This is a genomic window from Mycolicibacterium neoaurum, from assembly GCF_036946495.1.
GTDB lineage: Bacteria > Actinomycetota > Actinomycetes > Mycobacteriales > Mycobacteriaceae > Mycobacterium > Mycobacterium neoaurum_B.
The window spans coordinates 675096-701998 of record NZ_JAQIIX010000002.1 but is presented as its reverse complement, the minus strand read 5'-3'; the positions used below and the strand labels follow the sequence as shown (position 1 = coordinate 701998).

Annotated in this window: 27 protein-coding genes and 1 pseudogene; 18 read left to right on the top strand and 10 right to left on the bottom strand. The window is 64.7% G+C overall.

Annotation, left to right across the window (positions count from 1 at the left end; genetic code table 11):
* Positions 1–164 precede the first annotated feature (164 nt).
* Complete coding sequence (locus PGN27_RS08790; protein WP_335325789.1) at positions 165–1346, top strand: pentapeptide repeat-containing protein; 1182 nt, start codon at positions 165–167, stop codon at positions 1344–1346.
* An 81-nt stretch (positions 1347–1427) separates the two neighbouring features.
* Here the strand turns inward: PGN27_RS08790 and PGN27_RS08785 are convergent, their stop codons facing one another.
* A complete protein-coding gene (locus PGN27_RS08785; RefSeq protein WP_335325788.1) occupies positions 1428–2351 on the bottom strand; it encodes a hypothetical protein in 924 nt (307 codons plus the stop codon).
* Positions 2352–2681: 330 nt separating this feature from the next.
* On the opposite strand from PGN27_RS08785, the gene PGN27_RS08780 reads away from it, so the two are divergent.
* From PGN27_RS08780 to PGN27_RS08770, 3 genes are all read left to right on the top strand, one after another.
* Positions 2682–3077, top strand: a complete 396-nt coding sequence (locus PGN27_RS08780; protein WP_335325787.1) for a nitroreductase family deazaflavin-dependent oxidoreductase — start codon at positions 2682–2684, stop codon at positions 3075–3077.
* Between the two features lie 176 nt (positions 3078–3253).
* Positions 3254–3550, top strand: a complete 297-nt coding sequence (locus PGN27_RS08775) for a hypothetical protein (protein ID WP_335325786.1) — start codon at positions 3254–3256, stop codon at positions 3548–3550.
* Positions 3551–3609: 59 nt separating this feature from the next.
* Positions 3610–4536 (top strand): NAD(P)/FAD-dependent oxidoreductase, encoded by a 927-nt coding sequence (locus tag PGN27_RS08770; RefSeq protein ID WP_335325785.1) that lies wholly within the window; start codon positions 3610–3612, stop codon positions 4534–4536.
* Here the strand turns inward: PGN27_RS08770 and PGN27_RS08765 are convergent.
* From PGN27_RS08765 to PGN27_RS08745, 5 genes and pseudogenes are all read right to left on the bottom strand, one after another.
* Complete coding sequence (locus tag PGN27_RS08765; protein ID WP_335325784.1) at positions 4529–4687, bottom strand: DUF2256 domain-containing protein; 159 nt, start codon at positions 4685–4687, stop codon at positions 4529–4531. The genes PGN27_RS08770 and PGN27_RS08765 overlap by 8 nt on opposite strands.
* On the bottom strand, positions 4684–5571 hold the full coding sequence (locus PGN27_RS08760; RefSeq protein ID WP_335325783.1) for an oxygenase MpaB family protein: 888 nt from the start codon (positions 5569–5571) through the stop codon (positions 4684–4686). The genes PGN27_RS08765 and PGN27_RS08760 overlap by 4 nt, the downstream gene beginning before the upstream one ends.
* Positions 5572–5642: 71 nt before the next feature.
* Positions 5643–6986: pseudogene (locus PGN27_RS08755) on the bottom strand (amino acid permease); the annotation flags it as partial.
* 92 nt (positions 6987–7078) lie between these two features.
* The gene (locus PGN27_RS08750) at positions 7079–7318 is read right to left on the bottom strand and encodes a hypothetical protein (RefSeq protein ID WP_418888570.1); all 240 of its coding nucleotides are present in this window, start codon (positions 7316–7318) and stop codon (positions 7079–7081) included.
* Between the two features lie 66 nt (positions 7319–7384).
* Positions 7385–9376: an Ig-like domain-containing protein gene (locus PGN27_RS08745; protein ID WP_335325782.1), complete on the bottom strand. Its 1992-nt coding sequence runs from the start codon at positions 9374–9376 to the stop codon at positions 7385–7387.
* Positions 9377–9601: 225 nt separating this feature from the next.
* Here PGN27_RS08745 and PGN27_RS08740 point away from each other — a divergent pair, with 225 nt between their 5' ends.
* The 3 genes from PGN27_RS08740 to PGN27_RS08730 all read left to right on the top strand — a co-directional run bounded on the left by PGN27_RS08740 (position 9602) and on the right by PGN27_RS08730 (position 12472).
* Complete coding sequence (locus tag PGN27_RS08740) at positions 9602–10147, top strand: hypothetical protein (RefSeq protein WP_335325781.1); 546 nt, start codon at positions 9602–9604, stop codon at positions 10145–10147.
* Between the two features lie 379 nt (positions 10148–10526).
* The gene (locus tag PGN27_RS08735; RefSeq protein ID WP_335325780.1) at positions 10527–11873 is read left to right on the top strand and encodes an NAD-dependent succinate-semialdehyde dehydrogenase; all 1347 of its coding nucleotides are present in this window, start codon (positions 10527–10529) and stop codon (positions 11871–11873) included.
* A 53-nt stretch (positions 11874–11926) separates the two neighbouring features.
* A complete protein-coding gene (locus PGN27_RS08730) occupies positions 11927–12472 on the top strand; it encodes a ClbS/DfsB family four-helix bundle protein (RefSeq protein WP_335325779.1) in 546 nt (181 codons plus the stop codon).
* Here PGN27_RS08730 and PGN27_RS08725 read toward each other — a convergent pair.
* Positions 12469–12828: a hypothetical protein gene (locus PGN27_RS08725; protein ID WP_335325778.1), complete on the bottom strand. Its 360-nt coding sequence runs from the start codon at positions 12826–12828 to the stop codon at positions 12469–12471. The two genes, PGN27_RS08730 and PGN27_RS08725, sit on opposite strands and share 4 nt — an antisense overlap.
* An 81-nt stretch (positions 12829–12909) precedes the next feature.
* On the opposite strand from PGN27_RS08725, the gene PGN27_RS08720 reads away from it, so the two are divergent.
* From PGN27_RS08720 to PGN27_RS08710, 3 genes are read left to right on the top strand one after another with little or no spacing between them, the layout of a single operon-like run.
* Positions 12910–13230 carry an ArsR/SmtB family transcription factor gene (locus PGN27_RS08720; RefSeq protein WP_335325777.1) on the top strand — a complete coding sequence of 107 codons (321 nt, stop codon included), beginning with the start codon at positions 12910–12912 and terminating at the stop codon, positions 13228–13230.
* Positions 13203–13862, top strand: coding sequence for a cation efflux transmembrane domain-containing protein (locus PGN27_RS08715; RefSeq protein ID WP_335325776.1), 660 nt, complete (start codon positions 13203–13205; stop codon positions 13860–13862). Before PGN27_RS08720 ends, PGN27_RS08715 begins: the two co-directional genes overlap by 28 nt.
* 19 nt (positions 13863–13881) lie before the next feature.
* Positions 13882–14241, top strand: coding sequence for a DUF1622 domain-containing protein (locus PGN27_RS08710; RefSeq protein WP_030136333.1), 360 nt, complete (start codon positions 13882–13884; stop codon positions 14239–14241).
* Here the strand turns inward: PGN27_RS08710 and PGN27_RS08705 are convergent.
* The gene (locus PGN27_RS08705; protein WP_335325775.1) at positions 14229–15383 is read right to left on the bottom strand and encodes an acyltransferase family protein; all 1155 of its coding nucleotides are present in this window, start codon (positions 15381–15383) and stop codon (positions 14229–14231) included. The genes PGN27_RS08710 and PGN27_RS08705 overlap by 13 nt on opposite strands.
* A gap of 171 nt (positions 15384–15554) precedes the next feature.
* On the opposite strand from PGN27_RS08705, the gene PGN27_RS08700 reads away from it, so the two are divergent.
* From PGN27_RS08700 to PGN27_RS08675, 6 genes are all read left to right on the top strand, one after another.
* On the top strand, positions 15555–17063 hold the full coding sequence (locus PGN27_RS08700; RefSeq protein WP_335325774.1) for a cellulase family glycosylhydrolase: 1509 nt from the start codon (positions 15555–15557) through the stop codon (positions 17061–17063).
* A gap of 471 nt (positions 17064–17534) precedes the next feature.
* Positions 17535–17957: a hypothetical protein gene (locus tag PGN27_RS08695; RefSeq protein WP_335325773.1), complete on the top strand. Its 423-nt coding sequence runs from the start codon at positions 17535–17537 to the stop codon at positions 17955–17957.
* A gap of 429 nt (positions 17958–18386) precedes the next feature.
* Positions 18387–18830, top strand: coding sequence for a hypothetical protein (locus tag PGN27_RS08690; protein ID WP_030136329.1), 444 nt, complete (start codon positions 18387–18389; stop codon positions 18828–18830).
* Positions 18831–19022: 192 nt separating this feature from the next.
* Positions 19023–20501 carry an amino acid ABC transporter substrate-binding protein/permease gene (locus tag PGN27_RS08685; RefSeq protein ID WP_418888569.1) on the top strand — a complete coding sequence of 493 codons (1479 nt, stop codon included), beginning with the start codon at positions 19023–19025 and terminating at the stop codon, positions 20499–20501.
* Positions 20498–21271 carry an amino acid ABC transporter ATP-binding protein gene (locus PGN27_RS08680; RefSeq protein ID WP_335325772.1) on the top strand — a complete coding sequence of 258 codons (774 nt, stop codon included), beginning with the start codon at positions 20498–20500 and terminating at the stop codon, positions 21269–21271. Before PGN27_RS08685 ends, PGN27_RS08680 begins: the two co-directional genes overlap by 4 nt.
* A 6-nt stretch (positions 21272–21277) precedes the next feature.
* A complete protein-coding gene (locus PGN27_RS08675; RefSeq protein ID WP_335325771.1) occupies positions 21278–22123 on the top strand; it encodes a peptidoglycan recognition protein family protein in 846 nt (281 codons plus the stop codon).
* An 11-nt stretch (positions 22124–22134) separates the two neighbouring features.
* Here the strand turns inward: PGN27_RS08675 and PGN27_RS08670 are convergent, their stop codons facing one another.
* Positions 22135–22920, bottom strand: a complete 786-nt coding sequence (locus PGN27_RS08670) for a DUF3060 domain-containing protein (protein ID WP_335325770.1) — start codon at positions 22918–22920, stop codon at positions 22135–22137.
* A gap of 101 nt (positions 22921–23021) precedes the next feature.
* Positions 23022–24425, bottom strand: a complete 1404-nt coding sequence (locus tag PGN27_RS08665; protein WP_335325769.1) for a cation:dicarboxylate symporter family transporter — start codon at positions 24423–24425, stop codon at positions 23022–23024.
* Positions 24426–24542: 117 nt separating this feature from the next.
* Between PGN27_RS08665 and PGN27_RS08660 the strand changes: the two genes are divergently transcribed.
* Both PGN27_RS08660 and PGN27_RS08655 read left to right on the top strand, forming a co-directional pair.
* Positions 24543–26117, top strand: a complete 1575-nt coding sequence (locus tag PGN27_RS08660; protein ID WP_335325768.1) for a sensor histidine kinase — start codon at positions 24543–24545, stop codon at positions 26115–26117.
* Entirely contained in the window at positions 26114–26803 is a 690-nt protein-coding gene (locus PGN27_RS08655; RefSeq protein WP_335325767.1) for a response regulator, read from the top strand. The genes PGN27_RS08660 and PGN27_RS08655 overlap by 4 nt, the downstream gene beginning before the upstream one ends.
* The last annotated feature ends 100 nt before the right edge of the window (positions 26804–26903 follow it).

The following is a 26903-nucleotide window of genomic DNA, read 5'->3' as shown; positions in this document are numbered from 1 at the left end:
TACGTCCACACCGCGTCCAAATTCGGCCCGGTTCGGTTCGTGGGGCCGTCGCGTAAGCAATTCGGTGGGCGTCGACTGCCGTGCCAAGCCACAGGTCGTCAATATGGCTAGATATCGTTGTGAGGCTGTAGCGTCCCGGAATGAACGAAGGGTAAGGCCAAACGATGAAGACTAGGACTCGTGTATTCATCATCGTTGCCCTGACTCTGGTCTTGGTCGGGCTCGCCGTCCCGCCGCTCGTATTCGCTGTTCGCGCAAACACCCCCGATTGGGGACGCTTTTGGTCAACGGCAGCGCAACCCTATGCGACTGTATTAGTCGGTATCGGCGCAATCTTTGCTGCAGGTCTCGCTTTCTGGAACGGTGAGCGTGAGCGGAGGCAACGCGCCGAGCATGAGTCCGATAAGGCAAAGCGTGAACTAAAGCGCGAGCTGAACGACCGATATTCGCAATTGGTTGCACAGCTTTCCGATGCGAAGCCGATTGTTCGTGAGGCTGCTGCTCATGGACTTGTAGCGTTGGCTGATGATTGGCTTGCTTTCGGCGACGAAGGCCAACACCGTGTGTGTGTTGCTATGCTCGCAACCTACATACGCACACCACTTGAGGATCCAGGGCCTCAATGCCCCGATGTGCCCGTCCGGGCAACCGTAATTCGTTTAATCTCCGAGCTTGCAAAGCGAAAAGGAATTCGATATTACTGGCGCGAATTGAATTTGCAGGGAGTGGATCTTCGTTTCGTCTCGCTGTCACAGCTTGAGCTGAAGCAATTTTGGTTCGACAGTGCTCTGCTGGCTGGAGCGGACCTCAGTGATGCTGACTTCACTGAAGCGGTCCTTCAGCGGGCAAATATCGATGATTGTGATTTACGGGCAACGAATCTCACATCAGCGAGTTTGCAGTTGGCCAGTGCTCAACGTACAAATCTGCGCCGCACCAAGTTTGTCAGGGCAGCTTTATTCGGCGCAGATTTTACGGAAGCTTACATTATTTCTCGGTGGCCAAAAAATGAGCGAGCAGCCCATCGCGGTAGTGATTTCATGTCTCAAGCGCCGATTTTTACGGAAGCCTATTTAATGGGTGCCAACCTGACGAATGCCGATCTTAGCGGCGCACATTTGGACAAGACGCGGCTTGACTGGGCCAATTTCACCAACGCAACGCTTTATCGCGCAAATCTCTCGGGAGCATCCGTAAGTGGTACCGTGGTCCAGGGCGCGGACTTAACCGAGGCAGTCCTCACAGATATCACGCCAGGCGTTGAGGTCATGTTGTCGAACCGAACCACGCAGTGGCCTGAAGGTCTTGCTCACCACGGCATGGTGTGGAGAGATCAAGACGACTAGTTCGCCTTGCGATGTAGCGGCACTACTTTCCCGGCTCGACTGCTTCGCGTCCAAGCTCGGGTGCGGCAAGACACTGGGGCGCTAGGCGCCTTGGACACTTTCTGCCGTCCACTGTTCGGGCATCCGCACACCGAACACCAGCACGCCCAACAGACCCAGAACGAAGCGGCGCAGCTCGGGCACCTCTTTCAAAAGTTGATACTCGGTAAGGCGATCAACGCTGCCATGCACCAAGTCGCTGCGTACCTTGTATCGGTCGTAGAAGTAGTCTTTTGGCTTCTGACCGGCAAACTGCTCCGTGCCGAGGCAGCTGACCAACTGACGGCCTCTCCGCCCAATCGGGTCGAATTTGTCGTCCTCCAGAGCCTGGGCAACGTCTTGCCGTAGACCGTCGTCGATATCCGTCATCTCAGCAAGACTCTGGTTGAGCACATCAATAACCTCAGCAATGTCGCGTGGCTGGTCCTCGCGCGGCGGTAATAGCGCTTCAATCGCGGTGACTAATAGGATGAAACTCGTTTCGGGGTTGTCCTCGAAGTACGCGGCGTGCACGAGCCCGTACGCCAACAACTGCTGCGAACTTAACTCGTAGTCGCGGCTAGTGATCCAGGGCAGCGCGTAGGTAATCAACCCGTAAATGCCCTGCATGACGGAGCCTTCGGCGAATAATCCCCCTGACGCAGTTTGCTCCTCGGGTTCGAAGACGAGCAAGCCCGGATCATCCCGCAAACGCCGCTGCGTTGGGCTCTGGTAGTACGGCGTGCCGAAGCTCTGGTGAATTGGGTTGCCGGCGGATCCAATCTTGATGCCAACCAGGTAGTGAGCGAACGCGATTGTTAGGTGGTTCCGCCATGCAACGCCAACTGCGTAGGCAGTCTCGGCCGTTGGAAAATCCCGTCCCGTCAGCCTTAGCTCCAGTGCACCTTGTATCGGTTCACTTTCGGCTGGACCGCATAGCTCAACGACACCATTCGTGCCCTCGTCGGCTAGAACAACGGTCGTCACGTCCACTAAGCCCGTCTCGGGGTTGGGTTCCCCCAAGAGGCCTGCACTAACTGCGCCGCTTAGTACTAGTCGGTTGCGAAACGAGTACGTCACGCCAGTGATGCTGCCACCTCAGTAAGATAAGCGGAGCGTCAATTCGCCTTGCGCTCCAGCGGCACTACTTTTCTCGCTGACTTGGCAGCCTCGACAATGCCGCGTCCAACCTTAGGTGCGGCCTGTTTATCCTCGTTGATGTAGTCCGCGTAGGTGGTTAGCGTCATTACGAAACTTGGAGTGTCCGGGACAACCCGGGCAGTCCCAGAGACGTCGCCACATGCCTAGACTCCGAGAATGCGCGTCCCTCGCCGATTCGCAGAGTTTAACAGGAGAGTGACCAACCCGGCTGCTCGCAGGATCACTCCGTGGCTTCCGAACCTCGGGACGCTCGAGCACGTCGGCCGGAAGTCAGGCAAGCGATATCACACGCCCCTGCTGGTGTTCGCGACGCACGACGGCTACGCCATTCTCATCGGTTACGGCCCACAGACGGACTGGGTGAAGAACGTGCTCGCCGGCGGACCGACGGTGCTGCACAAGCGTGGGCGGCCCATTGAACTCGTCAACCCACGGGTGGTGAGCAAGGACGAGGCGGCGGAGCTGGTGCTGCCTCGTTCTCGGCTGTTCTACCGATTGTTTCCATACGACGAGGCAACCCTGCTGCTGACGGCGGCAAGCTCGGTGGATTGAATTCGGTCGCGCACGGTGAGTGAAATACGCTGCGACAGCGCTATTTCGATTCGTTACCGGACGCACAGCGCGCGCCTAACGTTGCCACAGGGGTGACCAAACGGGGGGCCATAACGTCGTGATTCGTGTGGCGGTGAGGTACCGCGGCAACACACACGGACGAACGGAGTAACCCCATGAAGATCACGCGTCGCGCAGCCGCGCCGGTCCTGGCCGGCGGTATCGCGCTGGCCGGCCTGTTCGGTGTCGGCATGGGCACCGCCAGTGCCGACCCTGGTCGCCCATGCGGTACCCCGAATGCACCTGCGTGTGCCCCGGGGCCGCAGAACAACAACTGGCAGCAGCGCGGTATCGATCAGGCCCGTGGCGACCACCAACCGTTCCAGTACAACGGTCAACGCGTCGAGCCGATGCGCGCCGGCAACGGCGACGGCTGGGGTTTCTGGTTCCTTGGGCAGTGGATCCGGCTGTAATCCGACGCTGCGCCCGCACGCAGGAGCTGGCCGACCTGCGTGCGGCTACCCTCGCCAGCATGGCATCACCACGCGTCGCGGTCATCGGGGCCGGTCTCTCCGGCGCGGCATGCGCACATGCCCTGCGGGAACGCGATATCGAGGTCGAGATCTTCGAACGCGGCCGCGCACCGGGTGGTCGGATGGCCTCACCCACCCTGCACGGCCGCCGCGTCGACATGGGCGCCGCATACTTCACCGTCAAAGACCCGTCGTTCACCGCGATCGCCGACGGATGGATCGCGCGGGGATTGGCGCGCTCCTGGACGGACACGTTCGACGTGTTCGCCCCATCAGGCCACGATGTCACCACCGGACCCATGCGCTTCGCGGCTCCGGGCGGCCTGCGGTCACTGGTCCGGGACCAGCTTCCCGATGGTGTCCGCGTGGAATCAGCAGTCGAATCCCTCGACGATCTCGCCCACGATGCCGTGGTCCTGGCCATGCCCGACCCGCAGGCCGCGCGGCTGGCACCCGAGGCATGCGCATGGGTGACCTACGAACCGGTGATCGCCGTCGCGGCCGGCTGGCCGGACCGCAGCTGGGCGTTCGCCGATGCCGCATTCGTCAACGACGACCCTGATCTGTCCTTCATTGCCGACGACGGTTCCCGGCGCGGTGACGGCGCCGCGGTCCTCGCCGTGCACACCACCGCGGACCGCGCGCAAACACACCTGGACCGACCGGATGATGCGGTCGCGCCGGTACTTTCGGCCCTTCGCCGAGTCGCAGGCGTCGATGCAGCACCGCTGTGGACGCGCGCACACCGCTGGACTTTCGCGAAGCCGACCGGCACCCACGGTGATGCCGAATTCGGTTTGGACACCTCGGGCCGCCCGGTGGGAATCTGCGGCGACGCCTGGTGCCCCTCGGGTGCCCCGCGCGTGGAGTCCGCGTGGCTATCGGGCCGGCGATTGGGCGCTGCCCTCGCGTCCGCCCTCACTTAGCCGCGGCGGCACCTCGGCAGCGTCGCGAACAGTAGATGATCTGATCCCACTGCCCGCGCGAGCGCCACTTCTTCCGATTGTGGAAGGGGCGACCGCATACCGGGCAGATCTTGACCTCGGTGTTCTTGTCCAACGCCGTCCTTCCCGTCACGCCGACGTCGCGTGCTCCTGCTGGTCACGAGCCGCCGTGAGCACCCAGCGGATCCCGCCGACCAGTACCCGCCCGGATACTCGCACCACGGTCGCCTCCAGCGGCGGGAAGTACGGCAGCCACAACGGCTTTCGCGCCCAGCTGGGCAGCATCGCCACCGCGGTCGTGGCCAACACCCCGTAGGGAGCGCGTGCCGGCAGCGGCAACGGCGGCGTCAGCAGCAGGAAACGGGCCGCATCCCGTGCCGCCGCGGTCCCGCACAGCTCCGCTCGATAGGCCTCGATGCGCGCCCGCAACTCACGCTCGGTGCGCGGCGGATTCGGGACCCCCAGCGCCTCGGCGACCCGCGCGGTATCGGCGACATACCCGTCGCGCCCGTCCTGATCCAGCGGTTCGGCGCCGTAGAGCTGATGGGCCAGGAGGAAGCTGTCGATCTCGGCGATGTGCACCCATTCGAGCAGATGCGGATCCGACGCATCGTATGGCGTGCCATCGGGCGCCACCCCGCGCACGCGACGGTGGATACCGCGCACCTTGTCCACGGCGCGCTGCGCGTCGATGGCCGGCCCAAACGTCGTCTCGGCGAGGAAGGTACTGGTGCGCTGCAGCCGTCCCCAGGGATCACCGCGGTAATCGGAGTGCTCGGCGACACCGGCCATTGCCAGCGGGTGCAGCGACTGCAACAGCAGCGCACGCAGCCCTCCGACGAACATCGAGGCGTCGGCGTGGACGCGGCGGATGGGACGGTCCTCGTCGAACCAGCGCGGCCCGGGTGTGTCGTGGATCCTGGCCCGGTTCTGCGGCCCGTCGGGTCCGGCGACGAGCCCGAACAGCGCGCGTCCGAGGCGGTCCCTGATCGCACCCATTTCCTGCCCAAGCACCATGATTACGACGGTACGTGCCGCTCAGGTGCGGCGGTCTCCGAATCAGCCTTCGTCGGGGCATCCGAGCTCTGTGGGCGTCGTTTCACGAACCATTTGTTGATGACGTAGAGCATGATGACCACCGCCCACGACAACAGACTCAGAACCAGTTGCGAGCGCAGCGCGGTGTCGATGAACATCTGCACCAGAATGACGACGATTCCCAGGGCGGTGAGCACGGAAAGCACTGGGAAAAGCCACATTTTGACCCGCAGTTCCGAATCCGGGGTGCGGTAGCGCAGCACGATCTGGGATATGGAGATCAGCAGGTAGACGAACAGGATGATCGCGCCGCTGGAGTTCAGCAGGAACGCGAAGATGGTGTCGGGGGAGACGGCCGCGGCGATGACGCACAGGAATCCGATCACCGAGGACGCCAGGATCGCGTTGGCGGGCACGCCGCGACTGGTGATCTTGACCAACGCCGGTGGGGCCTCGCGGCGCTTGGCGAGCACGAACAACATGCGGGAGGCCGTGTAGAGACCCGAATTCAAGCAGCTCAGCACCGCGGTCAACACGATGGCGTTCATGACGTGGTCGGCGTACGGAATGCCCATCTCAGTGAACGCCGCGACAAATGGTGAGGCGGCGACGCTCTCGTCGTTCCAGGGCACGATCAGCACGAGCACCAGCACCGCGCCCACATAGAACACCAGAATGCGCAGGATCACCGAGTTGGCGGCCTTGGCCACCGCACGCTCGGGATCGGCGGACTCCGCGGCCGCGATGGTGGCGATCTCGGCGCCGACCATCGAGAAGATGACGGTCACGATGCCGACGGTGATCACGCCGAAGCCCAGCGGCATGAACCCGCCGTGACTTGTCAGATTGGAAAAGTCGGCGGACTTTCCGGGCCATAGCCCGAAGATGAAAGCCGTTCCCAGACCGATGAATCCGATGATCGCGGCCACCTTAATACCGGCGAACCAGAACTCGAACTCGCCGTAGGAGGCCACCGAGAACAGGTTGGTGGCAGTCATCAGCACCATGAAGATCAGCGCGGACAACCACAACGGCACGTCCATCCAGTACTGGATGATCTTGGCCCCCGCGATCGCCTCGAACCCCACGACGATGACCCAGAAATACCAGTACAGCCAGCCGACGGAGAATCCCGCCCAATCCCCGAGAGCCTTGCGCGAATAGTCGGCGAAGGATCCGGTGGACGGGTTCGCCACGGCCATCTCGGCGAGCATCCGCATCACCATGATGATGAGCACGCCGGCCATCCCATAGGTCAGGAATGCACCCGGGCCGGTGTCACCGATGACGACGCCGGAACCGACGAACAATCCGGCTCCGATGACGCCGCCGATCGCGATCATCGTCAGCTGCCGCTGGCTCAACGCCCTCTTGAGACCTGGTGCCTCGCTCATGGGTACCTCCGCCGCTTTCAGGCCGAAAATGGACCGAGGGGGAGTACCCACCTGTGAGCGCGCTCACTCCAGGGTGTGTGCGTGGGGGTCGCTCAGGGCTCGCAGCCGGTCCCGTTACCGTCGCGGTCGAGGTCGTAGATATCGTTTCCGATCACCGTCACCGGGCCCTGGACGTAGGCCGGACCGTTGCCACTGCCACCCGCGCAGTCGACATCGCTGGCGATCGGCACACAGGCGCCCGAGTAGTTCGGATCGCACGGCTCGGCCTGGGCGCCCGGCGCCACCACCAGGCCCGCCGCGAATATCGCGGCCATCAGAAACAGCTTTGTCATGCCACCAATGCTATTGCTGCACAAGGAATTTCGGGCAGCATTTGACGAACTGGACGGCCTCGTGCGCTATTCGGCCTCGACGCGGCGACGCCGGATGAAGACGAACCCGACCAGCGCCAGCATCGACGATGCGTCCATCGGGGCCAGGGTGTAGCCCAGATCCTGCATGATCGCGCGTTCCACCGCGCTCAGCGCGCGTATCCCGTGCCCAGTGGGAACCTGGGGATTCATCAACTGCCGGTTGGGCCCGGTGAACACTGTGCTGTCCAGATGGGAGATGGAACTCCCACCCGCCCAGGTCAAGGGCGCATACAGCGGAACCAACCCGCCGTAGGCCGCTTGCGCGGCATTACCGCCGAAGAAGACGCTGCCCGAACCGCCGGTCAGGCTGGCGGCCATCGGCGACGTCAGCCGGAAGTCCGAGCCGATCAGCTTGGACCCGCCCGCGGTGCGCAGAAAGCTGTCATACAGCGTCCACCCGCGCTGCGTGCCTGTGCTGGACGGTTGCGCATAGGACATGAAGCCCAGCGAATGCAGGAACTCGTGCATGGCGACCATGTCGAAGTCGTACTGCTGGGCCGAGACATAGTCACCAAATGCCCACGGGTAGGCGAAATTCCAGTTGATGTGCCCGTCGGCGGCGGCGCCGTTGGCGTCGATTCCGGTGAGCAGCTTGTGCTGCACCACGGTCGGGAAGAATCCTGCGCCGGAGGAGATGAGCGCACTCTCGGCGGAGGCCAGGCTTGTGCCGACGGTGTTCTCACCGGTGATCTCGTAGGTGATGATCACGGGCTTGGTGACGATGAACTCACGCATCACGTTGTTGGCGGCCCGATACAGCGCGGTACGTGCATCACTGGTCCAGTACTGCGAACCGGTGGTGTAGTTGAAGATGAACGACACCGCGCGCTCGTTGACCAACAGCGACGCATGCGTGCTGGCGGCGCGGAACAGGTCGAACAGGTTGATGTGCTCGCCGAGGTCGGTGGCGGACACCACGAAATTGTCCACGCCCGTGAACCCGGCATTGGGGGTGTAGACGAACGACCCGTCCGGCGCGATGACCACGGTGCCCGAGGTGGGACCGGTCACGATCGCGTACCGGATCTCGTCGCCCTCCAGGTCGACCGCACCGAGGGTCCCGGAGATCGGCACCCCGCCTTCGGCGCTGATCTGGGTGGGGTTGAGCCACGGCGCCTGGTTGAACAGCGCGCGGCGGGTGCCGTTCAGCGATGCGTAGAGCCACTCTTTGAACTCGTAGGGCAGCGGCAGCAGGGAGATCATCGTCCGACCGGTACCGATGAGCGCTTCGATCTGACCCGCGACGAACTCGCGCCCGTAGTTGGGTGGATCGAGTGAGATGACCGACGAGGCCGACGGCGTCAGCGTTTCTGTGTCGGGCAGCGGCGCCTCGGACGCGGTGTTCTGGCCGCCTGTCGTCGTGGCAGCCGCCGAGTAGGTCAGCGCGGCAGGCTGCGTGTGGTCCTCGGAGGTCTGCTCCTGGATGTGCTCCGCGCTGTCGGTCGATGTCGGCGAGGAGTGTGCCGCCTCGGTGACCGCCGGCGTGGGCTCGGCCACCGGTGGCGTTTCTGCCGGGGACGTTTCTGGCAGGGACGATTCGGGCGGGGATGCTGGGCCCGCACCGATCGCCTCATACAGGTCCTCGGACTCGGCATCCTCGGACGGGGCGGTGTCGGGTTTCTTGAGCTCGGTGTCCCGGTCGTTCTCGCGGTCGGTCTCGCGGGTTTCCTCGACCGTTCCAGACGTGGTCGGCCGGTCGGTCTGGCTGTCGTTGTCGCTTCCGCTCAGACCGGAGGTGCGCTTCTGGTCGTCGGTGCCGCCAGAATCGGCTCTGTCGGGCCGCTCGGCGTTGCCAGAACTGGACGAGACGCCATCTTCGGCCGCGGCCGTCGCGATCTCGGGACCGACGGCCGTGAGGCCCAGCAGCGTCGCGGTCAAGCTCAGCGAGGCTGCACCCGCGGCGAGCCGACGTTGCGCGGCTGCGCGCTTGTTCCGCCGGCGGTGCTTGGCGGCGCGGGTCGGATGCTTTGCCGTCACGGTTTTCCCCCTCGTCAATTTTGGCAGACTTTATCCTGTGACGGGCGTTCGGTCACTCGATTCGCGCAGCGGGTCGTAGCGGATCACTGCCGGTCGCGCGGGAAAACCGGATATTCGGGCGGGGGATAGCGCCACCTACGCTGGTCACGGCAGCGGGATTGTTCGTTCCTGCAGGTGCGGACAGGGTTGATGTGACCCCGAAATCCCACCTCGAAGGAGTGCGTCATGACCGCCACCGTCCGTTTAGATCTGGTCCTGTCTCACGCCGTCGTCACCGCCGATGTCGATGCGCCCTTCGACCGCATCGATATCGCGCAGTGGCTGAAGACCTTGCCGACCCACGAGTACCAGCGGTGCGCCCCCGGCGATCACAAGGCGGCGGGCTACACCGTCGATGACGACGGCACCCCCATGTCCATCAACGTCGAGATGATCGGTACCGGACTGGTCGTGCAGCAGTACCGTTACGAGGTCGCCGAGCCGCACTACTGCAAGATGGTCTCGCTCTCCGACATCCTCACCCCGGCCGGCTGGACCACCACCCAGGTCATCTGGGAACTGCGGATGGAGCGTCTGGACAACGGTCGGTGTCGCTACACGAACACCGTGACGTCCCACCCGACCGAAGATTTCCTGTCGTTCATCGCCGCGCAGGGTCAGAGCTTCACCGACGCCGCGGCCGCGCGCCAGGAGGCCTCGGGTGCGCACTGCCGGGTGGAGACACCGCGCTACGCCGACAGCATCGCGCGCTGGGCGACGAGCCAGAGCTGAAGGTCGAAATCGGTAATCCGTCGTGCGCGGGCACTCCACGTCGCACTTCGGCGCGCGGGTCGATGCTCAGGTCCGTTAATGATAAGCGCGACAGTATGTTTGAGCATTTATAGGGAGACCTGCGCTGCTTCGGATTTCGTCGGCGCGAGGGGTCGATGTGACCGCGGTTTGGTGTTCCCGTGGATCCGCCGGACGCCCGCTCGTCTGACTTGTACGATCGATGTGATTGCTCTTTTCTGCTGATCCGGAGGGCCGATGCCGCGCCACTGTGTGCAACAGCCGTGGTGCCTGCAGGCGTGGCATTCCGTGGCGAGGCGCGCACCAAACTGATCTGGCCAAACACGCTGTGATCGAACAACATCGAAGAAAGGTCTGACACATGAGTCTGTACGCAGTGGTTGATCCGGCGACCGGTGAGGTGGTGCGGGAGTATCCCACCGCGACAGATGCGCAGATCGAGGAGGCGCTGGCCGCCGCGGCCAAGACGTTCGGAGAGTGGTCGAAGAACACCACGGTGGCTCAGCGTGCCGACCTGATCCGCAAGGTGGCCGACTTGCACAACGAGCGCAAGGACGAGCTGGCCAAGATCATCCAGCGCGAGATGGGTAAGCCGCTTGATCAGTCGGTCGGTGAGGTCGAGTTCAGTGCGTCGATCTACGAGTTCTACGCCGACAACGCCGAACGCTTCCTGGCCGACGAGCCCATCGAGCTGCTCGAGGGAGAGGGCAGCGCGTTGATCCGGCGCAGCCCGGTGGGCGTGTTGCTGGGCATCATGCCGTGGAACTACCCCTACTATCAGGTAGCGCGCTTTGCGGGCCCGAACCTGGTGCTGGGCAACACGATTGTGCTCAAGCATGCCCCGCAGTGTCCGGAGTCTGCGGCGGCGTTGCAGCAGATCTTCCTCGACGCCGGCTATCCCGAGGGCGCCTACGTCAACGTCTACGCCACCAACGAACAGATCGCCGAGGCGATCGCCGATCCGCGGGTGCAGGGGGTGTCGCTGACGGGGTCCGAACGTGCCGGGGCCGCTGTCGCCGAGATCGCCGGGCGCAACCTGAAGAAGGTCGTCCTCGAACTCGGTGGTTCGGATCCGTTCATCCTGCTGTCCTCCGATGACCTGGATTCCGCCGTCGAGGCCGCCGTCGACGGCCGCTTCGAGAACACCGGGCAGGCATGTAATGCCGCCAAGCGCATCATCGTCGCCGAGGACATCTACGACGAATTCGTCGACAAGTTCACCCAGAAGGTGCTCGCCAAGGGCGACGGACTGGCGCCGCTGTCGTCGGTGGCGGCCGCCGAGCGGCTCGAAGAGCAGGTGCAGCGAGTGGTGGCCGACGGCGCCACCCTGACCTCGGAAGGGCAGCGCAACGGCGCGTACTTCCCGCCGGGCGTGCTCACCGGCGTATCGCCGGACAAGCCGTCGGCCCGCGAGGAGCTGTTCGGCCCGGTGGCCACGGTCTACAAGGTGGCCGACGAGGACGCCGCCGTCGAACTGGCCAACGACACCCCGTTCGGGCTCGGGTCCTACGTCTTCACCACCGATGCCGAACAGGCCAAGCGCGTGGCGGACAAGATCGACGCGGGCATGGTGTTCGTCAACGCCGTCGGGGCCGAGGGGGCGGAGCTTCCGTTCGGTGGCGTCAAGCGCTCGGGATTCGGCCGCGAGCTCGGCCGCTTCGGTATCGATGAGTTCGTGAACAAGAAGCTCATCCGCATCGCAGGCTGAGTGCTGCCCGGGTCGGCCGCGTCGTTTCCATCGCGCGGCCGACCAGGGTGCCGATGAGCAGTCTCGGCGGATCGCGGATGATGATCGGCATGGGTGTCCCGGCGTCGAAAACAGAGCTGCTGTCCGCGATAGCGAAGACCTTCGACGCGCTGGCGACGACCCTGGACAGCGTGCCACCGGACGTGGTCCGCAGTCAGGTGATCGAGGGCCACGTCAAGGGCACCATGATCAGCCCGGCGGACCTGGTGGCCTATCTGGTCGGCTGGAATCGGCAGGTGCTCACCTGGCTTCGGCGACGGTCGGACGGACTGCCCGACGAGTTCCCCGCGCCCGGGGTGAAGTGGAACGAACTCGGGATACTGGCCCAACGGTTCTACGCCGAATACCGACACGAGTCGTGGACCTCGTTGCGCGCCCAGCTCGTGGACGCCAAGAACGATATCGTGGCCGCGGTCGAGGCCAGCACCGATGATGATCTCTACGGTGCCCCGTGGTACGGGAAGTGGCCGCTGGGCCGGATGATCTCCTTGAACACGTCGTCGCCATATACCAACGCCCGCAAGCGGTTACGGTCCTGGCTGAAGACCCGCTCCGGCTAGCTCAATACCCGAAGTGGCAGGCTGACGAAGCCGCCGCGCCCCGATACCGTCATCAGATAGCGCCCGTTTGTCGGCACCGGCAGGGTCAGCGGGTAGAACACGAAACCGATTTCGCCGCCAAGGCTGGACTCCGGAACGTCGAGGTGCATCTCCAGCGTCGCCGCGGTCGGATCGCTGAATCGCACCTCGATCGTCGGTGCCTGATCCGTTGGCTCGGGCTGGATCAGCACGACCAATACCGGCGTCACCGTGCGCTCCGGTGTGGCGTGGCAGCTGTCGACGACGCCACCGACGATATCGAGCTTGTTGTCGACCACCGTGGCCGACTCGGCCAGGAATGCTCCCGTGACGATCATGGCTCACCGTATACCCAGTGCGCGATGTCTGTGGAACCGGAGAACTTCCGATAGTACAGAAATGGATGTACTGTCAGGCGCGTGCAGACGCTGACCCACATCGATGCGCTGGCCCGCTTCGGGCACGCTCTCGCCGACGGCACCCGCAGCCACATCCTGCTCAGTCTGCTTCGCGGACCGGGGTATCCGTCCGAGCTCGCCGACCGACTCGGCGTTTCGCGACAGACACTGTCCAACCATCTGAGCTGCTTGCGGGGTTGTGGTTTGGTGGTGGCGGTATCCGAGGGGCGACGTACCCGATACGAACTCGCCGACGTTCGCATCGGCTGGGCGCTCGAGAACCTGATGGGCCTGGTTCTCGCGGTGGACCCGGGATGTTGCAGCGACTGCGCGTGCTGCTGATGGCCGTCCCGGTCAGCGCCACACGACGCGCGATACTGAGCCGTCGAATCCGGCTGTTCGTCCTGATCACCATCACCTACAACGTGATCGAGGCGATCGTCGCGCTCACCGAGGGCGCGCGGGTGTCCTCGGCAGCACTGTTCGGTTTCGGTCTGGACTCCACCATCGAGGTCGCCTCCGCCGCCGCGGTGGCCTGGCAATTCGCCGGCTCCGACCCGCAGTCACGGGAGAAGGTGGCGCTGCGGGTGATTGCAGTGGCCTTCTTCGGGCTGGCCGCCACCGTCGCCGTGGACGCCGCGCGCAGCCTTGCCGGCGGTACCGAGCCCAGGCACTCTCCCATCGGCATCGGGCTCGCCGCACTGAGCCTGGCGGTCATGCCGGTGCTGTCGTCGGCACAGCGGCGAGCCGGTCGTGAACTCGGATCACGTTCTGCGGTAGCCGATTCCAAGCAGACGATGCTGTGTACCTATCTTTCGGCGGTGCTACTGGCGGGTTTGGTCCTCAACGGAGTGTTCGGACTGAGCTGGGCTGATCCGGTCGCGGGGCTGGTGATCGCCGCCGTCGCGGTCAAAGAGGGCAGGCAGGCATGGCGAGGACAGACCTGCTGCGCGGCGGCGCAACACTGCGGCTGACCCGTAATACGGTGAGGCCATGAGCTTCTACGAGGTCATCGAGATCGTCGGCAAGACGATCGACGGTATCGGCGTGGCGGTCATCGCGATCGGCGCGCTGATTGCCACCGCTGCCACCATTCGGCGGATGGCGGGCAAGACCGGAGACGCATACCGCTTTTTCCGCCAGCGCCTCGGCCGCTCGATCCTGTTGGGGTTGGAGCTCCTGGTCGCCGCCGACATCATCAGGACCGTGGCGGTCACCCCGACCTGGGAGAGCGTCGCGGTGCTCGCCGGAATCGTGCTGATCCGAACCTTCCTGAGCTGGTCGTTGGAATTGGAGATCAGTGGCCGCTGGCCGTGGCAGCAGCGTGGTGAAACGCCCACTCAGACGGGCTGAACCGATGGTGCGGGTGCCGGGCCGGGGCCGGAATCTGGCCGCACTCGGGTCCAGCGGTGCAGCAGCCAGGCGGCCGGCACCGACAGCGCCAGTGTGGTGAGGAACAGGCCCGCCATCGAACCGGTGAACACCGGCCACCGCAGTACCGAGGACATCGCGATCTCCATCAGGATCACGTGGACGAGGAAGATCTCGTAGGAGATCTCACCGAGCCACACCACCGGGCGGCTGCCGAGCAGGCGGGCGAAGGCGCCGCCAGGGTCGAGGACCAGCGGCGCCAGCAGGCCCACCGCGACAACTGCATACAACGTCGACCGCACGATCGCCTCACTCGGCTGCACGGGCGCGGCGGTCACCGATCCGGCGACCGGCAGCGCCACGATCAGCAGCGCCACCGGGGCCAGCGGTAACAAGAACACCTCACGGCAGCGCACCCCGGCGACGTGCAGCACCGCCAACGCCATGCCCGCGGCGAAGTGGATCAGGTGAGCGGGCAACCAGATGTTCGCCGACGGAGGCAGTAAGGCGGTCGCATGCTGTACCCACAGCCACACCGGAGTCACCGCACCCAACACGGCCAACCCGACCAACAGCAGGCCCGGCCGCCAGGCTCGTCGGCACAACACAGTCAGCAGCACGCCGGCCAACAGCGGCAGAACCGCATAGAACGCCACCTCGACCGCCAGGCTCCACATCTGGGTGAGGCCCTGGTGCAGCACCGCCACGGGCGGATAGATCTGGGTCAGCGTCAGATGGTGCAGCAGGCCGGCCCAGGTGTGCCCCGGGTTGGGGCCGGCGTTCCGAAATGTGTAGAGCGCGTAGGCAATCAGCACTGTCACCAGATATGCCGGTGCGATGCGCCGGACCCGGTGGCGGGCGTAGCGGGTCACCGACGGCGCCGGGCCGCCGGTGCGAGTCGCCTCCAGCCACGGCCGGAACAACAGGTATCCCGACAGTGCGAAGAAGACCGGAACCCCGACCTCGAGCCGGGCATACAGCGCGCCCAGGTAACCGTGAGTCAGCTGGCCGGTTCCGAACGCGGCGTGTGTGGCGACGATGAGCAGGGCGGCCGGTGCTCGTAGACCGGTCAGGGCGGCCACCCGTTGCGGCGCCCGCGGCCCCGCATCGGCTGTCACACGCATGATGCCCCTCAGGGTACGGACGGCCGCGGCGGCGGTGCCGCCGGGATCTCGACACGCCGAATTGGGTGCGGTCGATATGGCTCGCCTTCCGTTACAAAGAACACAAATTCGGGAAAGGTCGAAATGAGTGGTTTTACGGTGCGCCGTAAAAGGATATTTCCGCGCCGTAAAATGTGGCGAACGGCGGCGGGTGCCATTGTTTCGGCGCTCTGTGTCACCGCACTGGTGTCGGTCCCGACCTCGCAGCGGCCCCGGCAGGTCATCGCCGAGGACGTACATCCACTGAGCTTTTCGGCAACAACCGTGGGATTCGCTGACTCCCAGATCTACTTCTACGACGAGCCGCTGGTGACCCAGACCGTGCAGCGGTGGGTCGCCGACGGTATCCGCCTGGTCCGTATCGGTATCCCGTGGGCCGGGGTGGAGGCGATCAAGGGCCGGATGGACTGGTCGCGTGCCGATCGCGTGGTGCAGGCGGCCTCGGCGGCAGGGATCGCGATCATCGCCTGCATCACGTCGACACCATGGTGGGCAATGTCCGTCGGATCGCTGCCGCCGCACGGGCGGCCTTCCTCGCCGGAGGCATACGGCGCGTTCACGGGTCGCGTCGCTGAACGCTATCGCGGCAAAATTGCGGCCTACGAGGTGTGGAACGAGCCCAACGGTTTCACCGGATACACGCCATTTCCCGATCCGGCCGGCTATAGCGCACTGTTGAAAGCCGCATACCCGAGAATCAAGGCCGCCGATCCGGCGGCCGTAATTGTCGGTGGCGTCCTCGGTTCCGGAAAGTCATGGGGGCCGTTGACCATTGACCCGGTCACCTTTCTGGACAGGATGTACGCCAACGGCGCCAAGCCATTCTTCGATGCGTTGTCATATCACCCGTACAGCTACACGATGAAGTTCTCCGAGGGGATGCTGCAGCCGGATTCGCCGGTGGAGCAATTGGTTCGGATGCGGCGGGTGATGCTGGCCAACGGTGACGGTGCCCGAAAGATCTGGGTGACGGAGTACGGACTACCGGGCAACCGGGCCAGCGACGCCCATCAGGCGGACTTCATCGCCGATGTGATGAGCGCGTGGCAGGAGCTGCCCTACGCCGGTCCGCTGCTGCTCTACACGACCCGGGATCTCAACAGCGGTAGCGGTAACGACGACGAGCGGTTCGGTATCTACCGCTCCGACTGGACTCCCAAGCCCGCGCAGCGCCTGCTGCGATCGCGACCCGGTCCGCGTGCGGTGTACAGCAGATTCGCCGCGCATGCCGATCCGACCCTCGGCGAGGTGCTGAGTCCGGTCTACTCCGACGCGCAGCGGATGTGGACCCAGCAATGGACACTGGGCACGTTGTGGGAGACGGCGCCCGGGAAGTTCATCGCATCCCCGACGGCGGTCAGCGATCTGGCGCGTTCGCGCAATGCCGGGATGCCGCTCACCACATTCAAGGACGGGTACCAGGATTTCGGCGGCTGGCAGCCCATGCGTGTCTGGTACTCGCCGGCGACCGGGGCGCGGTGGGCCAGCGGCGAATTCGCCCGCAACTGGGTTCCTGCGCTGGGCCTGGCAACGGTCTCCGAGCGATGGACCTACGGGGGAACCCGGGTGGACTTTCAGAACGGCTACATGATGTGGGTGCCGTGGGTCGGCATCAAGATCACCATGACGCGAGGCCGCTAGCAACGATCGCTTGAGCCTCGGCATGGACGGCGTCCGGTGGCACCGCCGCAGAGCCCTGTGGTTCGGTGTCGTCGCGGCGAGCTGAAGCCGTCGGCTCGCGGCCGTCCGTGTTCGCTTCGTCCGGGTCTTTGCTGCAGGTGGGCTGCTGATCTTGAAAGTGTGCTGTTAGCAAATTGTGATTCGGCTGATTCTTGTGGTGATCGGCCGACTGGCTGGCAACGTTCCAGCGATGCGGACGGGTGACGGGTTTGCGCTTCTGACATGCGACTTTACCGTTCTTCGCATGTCACTTCGCTTCGCGGACGGATATCGTTCAGCAAAGAAATTTGCGGCTGCGTAAGCTGGAATTCCGGAAAAATCGATCAGGGGTCTGGCCTAGTCCGCAACGTTCGTGTTAACTTTTCTTTGTTGGTTGGGGAATTTGCTGAAAGGGAGATCAACATGTACCGACGTCAGGGGAAGTCCGTCCGCATGATTGCTGCGACCATCGCGGCCGGGGGCGGGATCGCACTTGCCATGGGAGCGGCCACGGTGACCGCCGCGACCGCTCAGGCGGACACCGGGCAAACCTCGTCGCAGCAGAGCACGAACACCTCGCCGTTGCAGCGACTGGGACAGTTCGGAACGAACCTCACCCAGAACATCGGCAAGTTCGGCAGCAATCTGCAGATCAACGGCGGGACAGTCGGCAGCAACGTGCTGGTCAACGGTGGCACGTTCGGTAGTGACGCTCAGCAGGGGCTCGGCCAGGTCGGCACCGACGCCCAGCAGGGGCTCGGCCGGGTGGGTACCGACGGGCTGATCAACGGCGGCACCGTCGGCAGCAATGCCCAGCAGCAGCTCGGCCGGGTCGGCACCGATCTGCTCAACGGGCTCGGGTCTTTCGGTCGCTGATCCGACTACGCGAAAGCGGGCAGTGGGGACATACCCACTGCCCGCTTTGCTGCCTGCAGTCGAATGCGGCGAGGCGGGTTTGCTGAATTGGTATGGACGGGCGCCCGCACCACCCCGATGGCGACGGCCGACCCGCGTCCACGGCGGTACTGGGACCCGCGCAACGTCGAAAAGGCCCTGATAACACTGCAATTTTCGCCAGCGAAAATTCTTGCTGTCGTTCATGATCACCGTATGCACTGGTCGGAGTGAAATGCTTCGACTTTTGTGGCGTCATGTAGCTAGCGCGCACACTGTGATCAGCAAAGAAATTTGTGGTTTGGACCTCCGTGTCCGTGGGCACTTCTCTCAGCGTCAATATGATCTACGCCACACTCATCGGGTCGGTCTCGGGCGGTGCGTGGGGGGTTTGCTGGAGGGAGGCATGTCATGGATCGCAACATCAGGGGGATCGACAAGATGCTCAAAACGTTGATGCTCACCGGCGCGGCCGGTGCAATAAGCGTCGGTATGGCCGTTGCGGGCGCGGGGACGGCCGCGGCCGACGACGGCTCGTCGTCGGAGAACGCCCGCGTGTCCACTCGTTCGGCGGCGGCAGCGGCACTGACCCCCGAGGAAGCCGGGCAGTTCGGCGACAACCTGGTCCGCAATATCGGCAGGTTCGGCAGCGATCTGCAGATAAACGCGGGCCGGGCCGGCAGTGATCTCCAGCGCAATCTCGGTCAGGTCGGCACCGATCTCCTGGTCAACGGCGGGCGATTCACCAATGATCTGACCCAGAACATCAACAGGTCGGGCGCCGATCTGATCCGCAACGCCGGTGAGGCCGGCGGCAACCTGGTGCGCAACATCGGTGGTTTGTTCGGCGGCTGAGTTTCGTCGGCCGCAGTGCGATACCGGCCGGGGTGGCAGACCAGACTGCCGCCCCGGCTGGTTCTTGTTCGGCGGCAACAGGGTGCGTCCGTCACCCTGGACGACGCGCGACTTGTCCCGGGATCGCGCGCAGATGCGGGCAACGGACGATAGCGTGAACCCGTCACAGCACACCGGACGGGAGATCAACACATGCGAGCCGATAGTTCGTCGGGTTGTAGGCCCCACCCACCCACCCGACGGAGGAATCGGCTCACCGCGCTGATCGCGGGTCTGCTCGTCGCCCTGTTCGGGGCCACCCTGCTGATGCCTGCCACCGCAGCAGCCGAAGGCGAGACCTACACCATCGCCACTGATACCACGTTCGCGCCTTTCGAATTCCAGAATGCCAGCGGTGAGTTCGTCGGCATCGATATGGATTTGATCCGGGCCATCGGTGAGGACCAGGGCTTCAACGTCGACATCAAACCGCTCGGTTTCGATGCCGCACTCCAAGCGGTGCAGGCCAACCAGGTCGACGGTGTCATCGCCGGCATGTCGATCACCGATGAACGCAAGAAGGTCTTCGACTTTTCCGAGCCGTACTTCGAATCCGGCGTCCAGATGGCGGTTCTCAAGGACAACGAGGACATCAAGTCCTACGACGACCTGCGCGGTAAGCGGGTATCGGTGAAGAACGGCACCCAGGGCTCGGATTTCGCCAACTCCATCAAGGATCAGTACGGGTTCGAGGTCGTCTCCTTCGCCGACTCGTCGACGATGTTCGACGAAGTCAAGACCGGGAACTCGGTAGCGGTCTTCGAGGACTACCCGGTGTTGTTGTACGGCATTGCCCAAGGCAACGGATTCAAGACCGTGACACCCAAGGAGGACCCGACCGGCTACGGCTTCGCGGTCAACAAGGGCCAGAACGCCGAACTGCTGCAGAAGTTCAACGCCGGTCTGGAGAATCTGAAGGCTCAGGGTCGCTATGACGAGATCCTGCAGACCTACCTCGGCGAGCAGGCCTCCACCGCCGATGATTCGATCTTCGGTCTGGTCAAGAGCACCGCACCGATGCTGTTGGCGGGCCTGAAGATGACGATCATCCTGACCGTCGTGTCGATCTTCTTCGCACTCATCCTCGGCGTGATCTTCGGGCTGGCCAGGGTGTCGCGGTCGATCTGGTTGCGCGCGATCGGCACGACCTTCGTCGACATCTTCCGCGGGACACCGCTGCTGGTGCAGGCCTTCTTCATCTACTTCGGCATCCCGGCCACCATGGGCTTCCAGATGTCGGCCGTGACGGCGGGCATCATCACGCTCTCGCTCAATGCGGGCGCGTACATGACCGAGATCGTCCGCGGTGGAATCCTCTCGGTGGACAAGGGCCAGATGGAAGCCGCCCGCAGCCTGGGTATCGGCTATCTGCCGACGATGCGCAAAGTCATCCTGCCCCAGGCGATCAGGACCATGATCCCGTCCTACATCAATCAGTTCGTGATCACCCTCAAGGACACCTCGATCCTGTCGGTGCTCGGCATCGCCGAGTTGACCCAGAGTGGGCGCATCATCATCGCGGGCAACTACAAGGCATTCGAGATGTGGCTGATCGTCGGCATCATCTACTTCATCGTCATCATGGCGCTGACCAAACTGTCCGACCGGCTGGAGAGGCGGCTCGTCAAATGAGTGAACTGGTAACCGAAGCCGCGGCTGCCGAGCCGGCAGGCACGGTGAAGATCCGCATCGAGGGTCTCAAGAAGTCGTTCGGTGACCTGGTGGTGCTCGACGGCATCGACACCACCGTCAGCCATGGTGAAGTGGTCTGCGTCATCGGTCCGTCGGGATCGGGTAAGTCCACCTTCCTGCGGTGTCTGAACAAGCTGGAGGACATCACCGGTGGCAAGGTCGTCGTCGACGGCTTCGACCTGACCGATCCGAAGGTCGATCTGGACAAGGTGCGCCAGCACATCGGCATGGTGTTCCAGCATTTCAATCTGTTCCCGCACATGACGGTGTTGCAGAACGTCACGCTGGCGCCGCTGCTGACGAAGAAGTCGGACAAGGCGGCCGCCGAGAAGAAAGCGCTCGAACTCCTGGGGCAGGTGGGGCTGGCCGAGAAGGCGGGCGTCAAGCCGTCCACCCTGTCCGGTGGTCAAAAGCAACGCGTGGCCATTGCCCGTGCGCTGGCGATGAATCCGTCGATCATGTTGTTCGACGAGGCCACCAGCGCACTCGATCCGGAAATGGTCGGCGACGTCCTCGAGGTGCTGCGCACGCTGGCCCGCGGGGGCATGACGATGGTCGTCGTCACCCATGAGATGGGCTTCGCCCGTGAGGTGGCTTCCCGGGTCATCTTCATGGCCGACGGCCACATCGTCGAGGAAGGTCCGCCCGCGGAGATCTTCGACAATCCGAAACACCCACGGCTGCAGGAGTTTCTGTCGAAGGTGTTGTGATCTGCGGTGCCTGAGCGCACACCGTGGACCGGCGACCCGGTCTGGCTTGTCGACGTGCTTAGAAACGAGGGTCTCAGCCCGGTCGAGTTCCCGGGATGGCGTACCCGCGGGCACGGTGAGTTCAAGGACATCCGCGGGGTGATGGTGCACCACACCGGATCCGACAGCGCCGATGCCGCATCCATCGCCTACGGCCGACCGGACCTGCCCGGCCCGCTGTCGCAGTTGCACATCGCCAGGGATGGCACGGTGACCGTGGTGGCCGTCGGGGTTGCCTGGCATGCCGGTACCGGCATGTACCCGTGGGTCCCGACGAACATGGGCAACTGGCATCTGATCGGTATCGAGTGTGCCAACAGCGGAACCAGCCCGACGGCACCGCATCGCCGGAATTGGCCGGACGCACAGTATCTGGCACTGGTGGACTGCTGTGCGGCCATCAACAGGCGCCTGGGACAGACGTCGGAGCGCACCATCGGGCACCGCGAGTACGCGGGACGAGCGCAAGGCAAGTGGGATCCCGGGGCCATCGACATGACGGTGTTGCGCAGCGATATCGCCGCGCGCATCGGTGCCGTCGCCGCGCGCCCGGCACCACGACCACCGGTGCCGGTGGGTGAGTACGCCGACGTGCTGCTGTTCCGCGGGAGCTCCGGGCCACAGGTCGCCGAACTGCAACGCCGACTGAAATATGCCTACGCCGGATATGGCGGTGAACTCGAGATCGACGGCGTGTACGGTGCCGCGACCGAGGCCGTGGTGCGCGAATTCCAGCGGCGCACCCCCGGACTCGCCGTCGACGGCATCGTCGGACCCGCCACCGCGGCGGCCCTGCGGCTCAGGCTGGTTTGAGCGGCGGCCGGTCAGCCTTGTTCGATGGCGTTCCCGCTGCCGGACTGATTGATCGTCGGTGACCCGTCGCGGTAGGTGACCCGATTCTCGAAGCCCGACACCGTGATCTCGTCGGTGGACTGGGCGGTGACGACATTCTCGAAGCCCGACACGGTGACCGCCGTGCAGTGTCCGGTCACGTCGATGGTGTTGTTGGCGCCGCTGATGATCACGATGTGATCGTCACAGGCCACCGTCCGGTTGGTGCCGATGCCGGTGATGGTGATCGTGCCGCCAGGTTCGACGGGGGTGTTCGGACCGCCCGGATCGACGACGATCGGTGGCAGCTCAGGTATCTCGGGCAACTGCGGCGCGGCGGGCCGGGCGGGCTCGTCGGTCAGCACACCACCGCCGCCGGCCACATCCGGTGCCGAGTCATCGGCACTGAACAGCCAGAACGCGGCGGCCGCCCCGCCGAAGAACAGCAGCACCAGTGCCAGCGGAACGATCAATATCCACGGTCGCAGCCCGGAACGTTGCGGCGCCGACGGATACGGCTGCGCGTAGGCGCCGCCATAGGGGTCGGCCCCGTACGGACTCTGGCCGTAATTGCTCGGGCCGTAGGAGTTCAGTCCGTACGGATCCGAGGAGTGGGGCGCTTGTCCATAAGGCGGCTCCGGCCACGGCTGAGTCGGCGGTGGCAGCGGCGGCGCGGCGGGGCTGTCGGTGCCGTAGGTGGACGGGCTCGGCTGCTCGGCGCCCAGCTCGGTCGGCTCCAGTGCACGGATCCGAGCTTCCGGGTCGTCCTGCGGGTTCATACCGGGATGGTCGCATATCGGCCGAGTTCACGTGCGGCGGTACGGAAAAGGCTGTGGCGCCGGCCCTCGGCAGAGGTCCGGCGCCACAGTTCTCGCGCACCCTATACCGGAACGGCAGCTCCGGTCTTTTCCCGTGCAGAGGAATCGGTTTCGGCGCGAGCGGCGTGATCGTCGAGCATGGTCAGCTCGTCGAAGGGGTCTTTTCCGCTCAGGACGGCGTCGACCTTGGCGCGGTCGATGGTCTTGGTCCAGGTGCCGACCAGCAGCGTCGCCACGGCGTTGCCGGAGAAGTTGGTCACCGCGCGGGCCTCGGACATGAACCGGTCGATGCCGACGATCAGGCCGACACCGTCGAGCAGGTCGGGGCGGTGGGCCTGCAGGCCGCCGGCCAGAGTGGCCAGACCGGCACCGGTGACGCCTGCGGCGCCCTTGGAAGCCACGATCATGAAGACCAGCAGCCCGATCTGCTCGGTCACCGACAGCGGGTCGCCCAGTGCGCTGGCGATGAAGAGCGAGGCCATGGTCAGGTAGATCGCCGTGCCGTCCAGGTTGAACGAGTAGCCGGTGGGTACCACGACGCCGACCGTCGAGCGGTCCACCCCGATGTGCTCCATCTTGGCGATCAGCCGGGGCAGCGCGGACTCCGACGACGAGGTCGACACGATGAGCAGGTACTCCCGGGCCAGGTAGCGCAGCAGCTTGAAGATCGAGATGCGCGACACCAGTTGCAGCAGGGTGCCGAGGACGCCGAAGACGAAGATGGCGCAGGTGATGTAGAAGCCGAGCATCAGCGCGGCCAGCTGGCCGACCGCCGCCCAGCCGGTCTGGCCGACGACGTTGGCGATGGCGCCGAAGGCGCCGATCGGCGCCAGCCACAGGATCATCACCAGCACCTTGAACACCAGCTTCTGCAGATGCTCGATACCGCGCAGGATCGGATCACCGGCGGTGCCGAGGCCCTGGATGGCGAATCCGACCAGCAGCGCGATGAACAGCGCCTGCAGCACGCTGCCTGCGGTCAGCGCGGAGAACAGCGAGGTCGGGATGATGCCCTGGACGAAATCGAGCAGGCCGCCGGATTCGTGTGCCTTCTCGGCGAGCTCGGCACCCTTACCCGCGGCGCTCTCGGTGAGCTTGAGGCCACTGCCGGGATGCAGGATATTGCCCACCAGCAACCCGATGGCCAGGGCGAAGGTCGACATCGCCAGGAAGTAGACGAAGGCCAGCCCGCCGACCTTGCCGATGGTGGCGGCCTTGCGAACCGAACCGATGCCCAGCACGATCGTGCAGAAGATGACCGGGGCGATCATCATCTTGATCAGTGCGACGAACATCGTGCCCAGCACGCCGACACTCTTGCCGACCTCCGGGGCGTAGATGCCCATGCCGATGCCGGCGATCACCGAGACGATGACGGCGATGAACAGCCAGTGGGTGCGGTCGTGCTTCTTCTTCGGCGCGTCCGGTGCCGGCTCGGGCGCCGGGCGGTCCATCGTGGTTGTCATCGGGTTCTCCTTCGAACACTGCACGGAAATGGGTCTGAAAGGATGGTCGAACACGCACGTGAGGTAGGTCACGTTTTAGTTCATTACGTTCAGCCGGGAGAGGGTTGCGCAATGCGGGTGGGCGGCACGCGGGGCCGGCCTTCGGGGTGGCCCAAGTCATTGGCCGGTCAGTCGATCGCGCTGCAGATCCTGGTGATCACGCTGATCGTGGCGGCAGGCAGCGCGCTGGCGCTCGTCGATGCCCGGCGCGACGGTGATGCCGCGGCCAGGGCTCAGGTGCTCGGCATCGCCACCGCGCTGGCCGATTCACCGTCGACCGCCGACGCGATCGTGGCCGGCCACGCCACCGAGATCCTGCAACCGGTCACCGAACTGGTGCGCAGGCACACCGATATCGCCTTCATCACCATCATGGCGCCGGACCGCACCCGCTATACCCACACCGATCCGACCCAGATCGGTGGGAAGTACCTGGGCAATATCGCACCCGCGTTGCGCGGTGAGTCGTTCACCGAGCTGTATACCGGCACGCTCGGTCCGTCGATCCGCGCTGTCGTGCCGGTGCCCGACGCGGACGGGCGGGTCATCGGTCTGGTGGCCGCCGGCATCCTGCAGCAGAGTCTGGCCGATCGGTGGCACGATCAGTGGGCGAAGATCGCCACCGTCGCCGTTGGCGCGCTTGCCGTTTCGTTGATCGGGGTGTGGGGGATCCGACGCCGCCTGCTGCGGCAGACGCGGGGATTGCGGCCCGACGAGCTGCGTGTCATGTACGACCACCACGACGCCATCCTGCATTCGGTGTCGGAGGGGCTGATCGTGCTGGACCGCGACGGGGTGGCGCTGGTCAACGACGAGGCCCGTCGGTTGTTGAGTCTGCCCGACGGTGCAGTGGCGCGGGCCGACCTGCCCGAATTCCTACGGTCCTACAACCCTGGCGCCCGCGACGAGATCCACGTGACCGATGACCGTGTGCTGGTGGTGAACCGTTCGCCGGTGCAGTCGGATGCGAACGCCGCGGAGGTGGTGACGATCCGCGACCGGACCGAATTGCAGGGCGCACTCGGCGAATTGAGCTCGCTGAAGGTCCTCACCGACTCGCTGCGCGCGCAGGCCCACGAAGCCGCCAACAAACTGCACACCATCGTCACCATGGTCGAGATGGGTCACGCTGAGCGGGCGGTCACCTTCGCCACCGCCGAACTCGAACTGTCCCAACAGCTTGTCGACCGGCTGTCGGCGGCCGTTGGCGAACCTGCCCTGGTGGCACTGTTACTCGGAAAGACGGCGCAGGCGGACGAGCGCGGAGTCGAGCTGACGATCACCGAGGAGACCGGCCTGCCCGCCAGCACCGACGATCTGCTGCTCAGCGGACAGGAGATGGTCACCGTGCTGGGCAATCTGATCGACAACGCGATGGATGCCTGCGATCCCGAGGACCCGTGGGTGGAGGTGACGGTGCACCAGGACGAGAAGCAATTGCTGATCCGGGTTGCCGACAGCGGGCCGGGGATGGATCCGGGGACCTTCGAAAAGGCCATGCAGCGCGGCTATTCGACGAAGTCGGACCATGATGCGGGTGCGCACGGACTGGGCCTGGCTCTGGTGGCGCAGGTGGTCAAGAAGCACCATGGGACCCTGACCGCCGATGTGACGTACGGTTCGGTCGTGACGGTGACGGTGGCCCGCCGATGATCAACGTGTTGATCGTCGAGGACGAGAGCCTGATCGCCGAGGCGCACAAGACCTATCTCGGACGGATCGCCGGATTCTCTGTTGCGGCCGCGGTGCATACCGCCCGCGACGCGATGAGGGTGGCCAGTGAGGCGGCGGCCTCGGACGTGCCCATCGATCTGGTGCTGCTCGATATCGGGCTGCCCGATGCCAGCGGTATCACCCTGGCCTCGGCGCTGTCGGGTATCCAACCACCACCGGACATCATCACGATCACCTCCGAACGCGATCTGGAGATGGTGCGTGCGGCAGTCGGCCACGGCGCCCTGGCGTATCTGCTCAAGCCTTTCACCTTTGCGGCGTTCCGTGACCGGCTGGAGCGTTATCAGCGCTATCGGGAGGCGCTGCCCGCGGGAACCGATGCCGCCAGCCAGGACGAGGTCGACCGGGCGCTGGCCGAGTTGCGGGTGGGATCCGGTCGGACGGCGGCGCCGAAGGGGGTGGCGCCGGGCACCAATGACGAGATCGCGCGCGCGGTGCGGGATTCGGCACAAGGGATCACCGCCGATGCGGTGGCCAAGCAGGTCGGGGTGTCCCGGGTGACCGCCTGGCGGTACCTGGAACGCCTGGCCGAAGAGGGCACCGTGACCCGTCATACCGACTACGGCAAGGCGGGGCGGCCCAAGACGCGCTATCAGTGGCGATGACCGCGTTGCGGCGACCGAACACACCCGGCAAATGACCGTCGGCCTCCCAGCAAATGACCAATCGGGAACTTATGCTGTGCGCACCGGTGTCCGAAAGGCT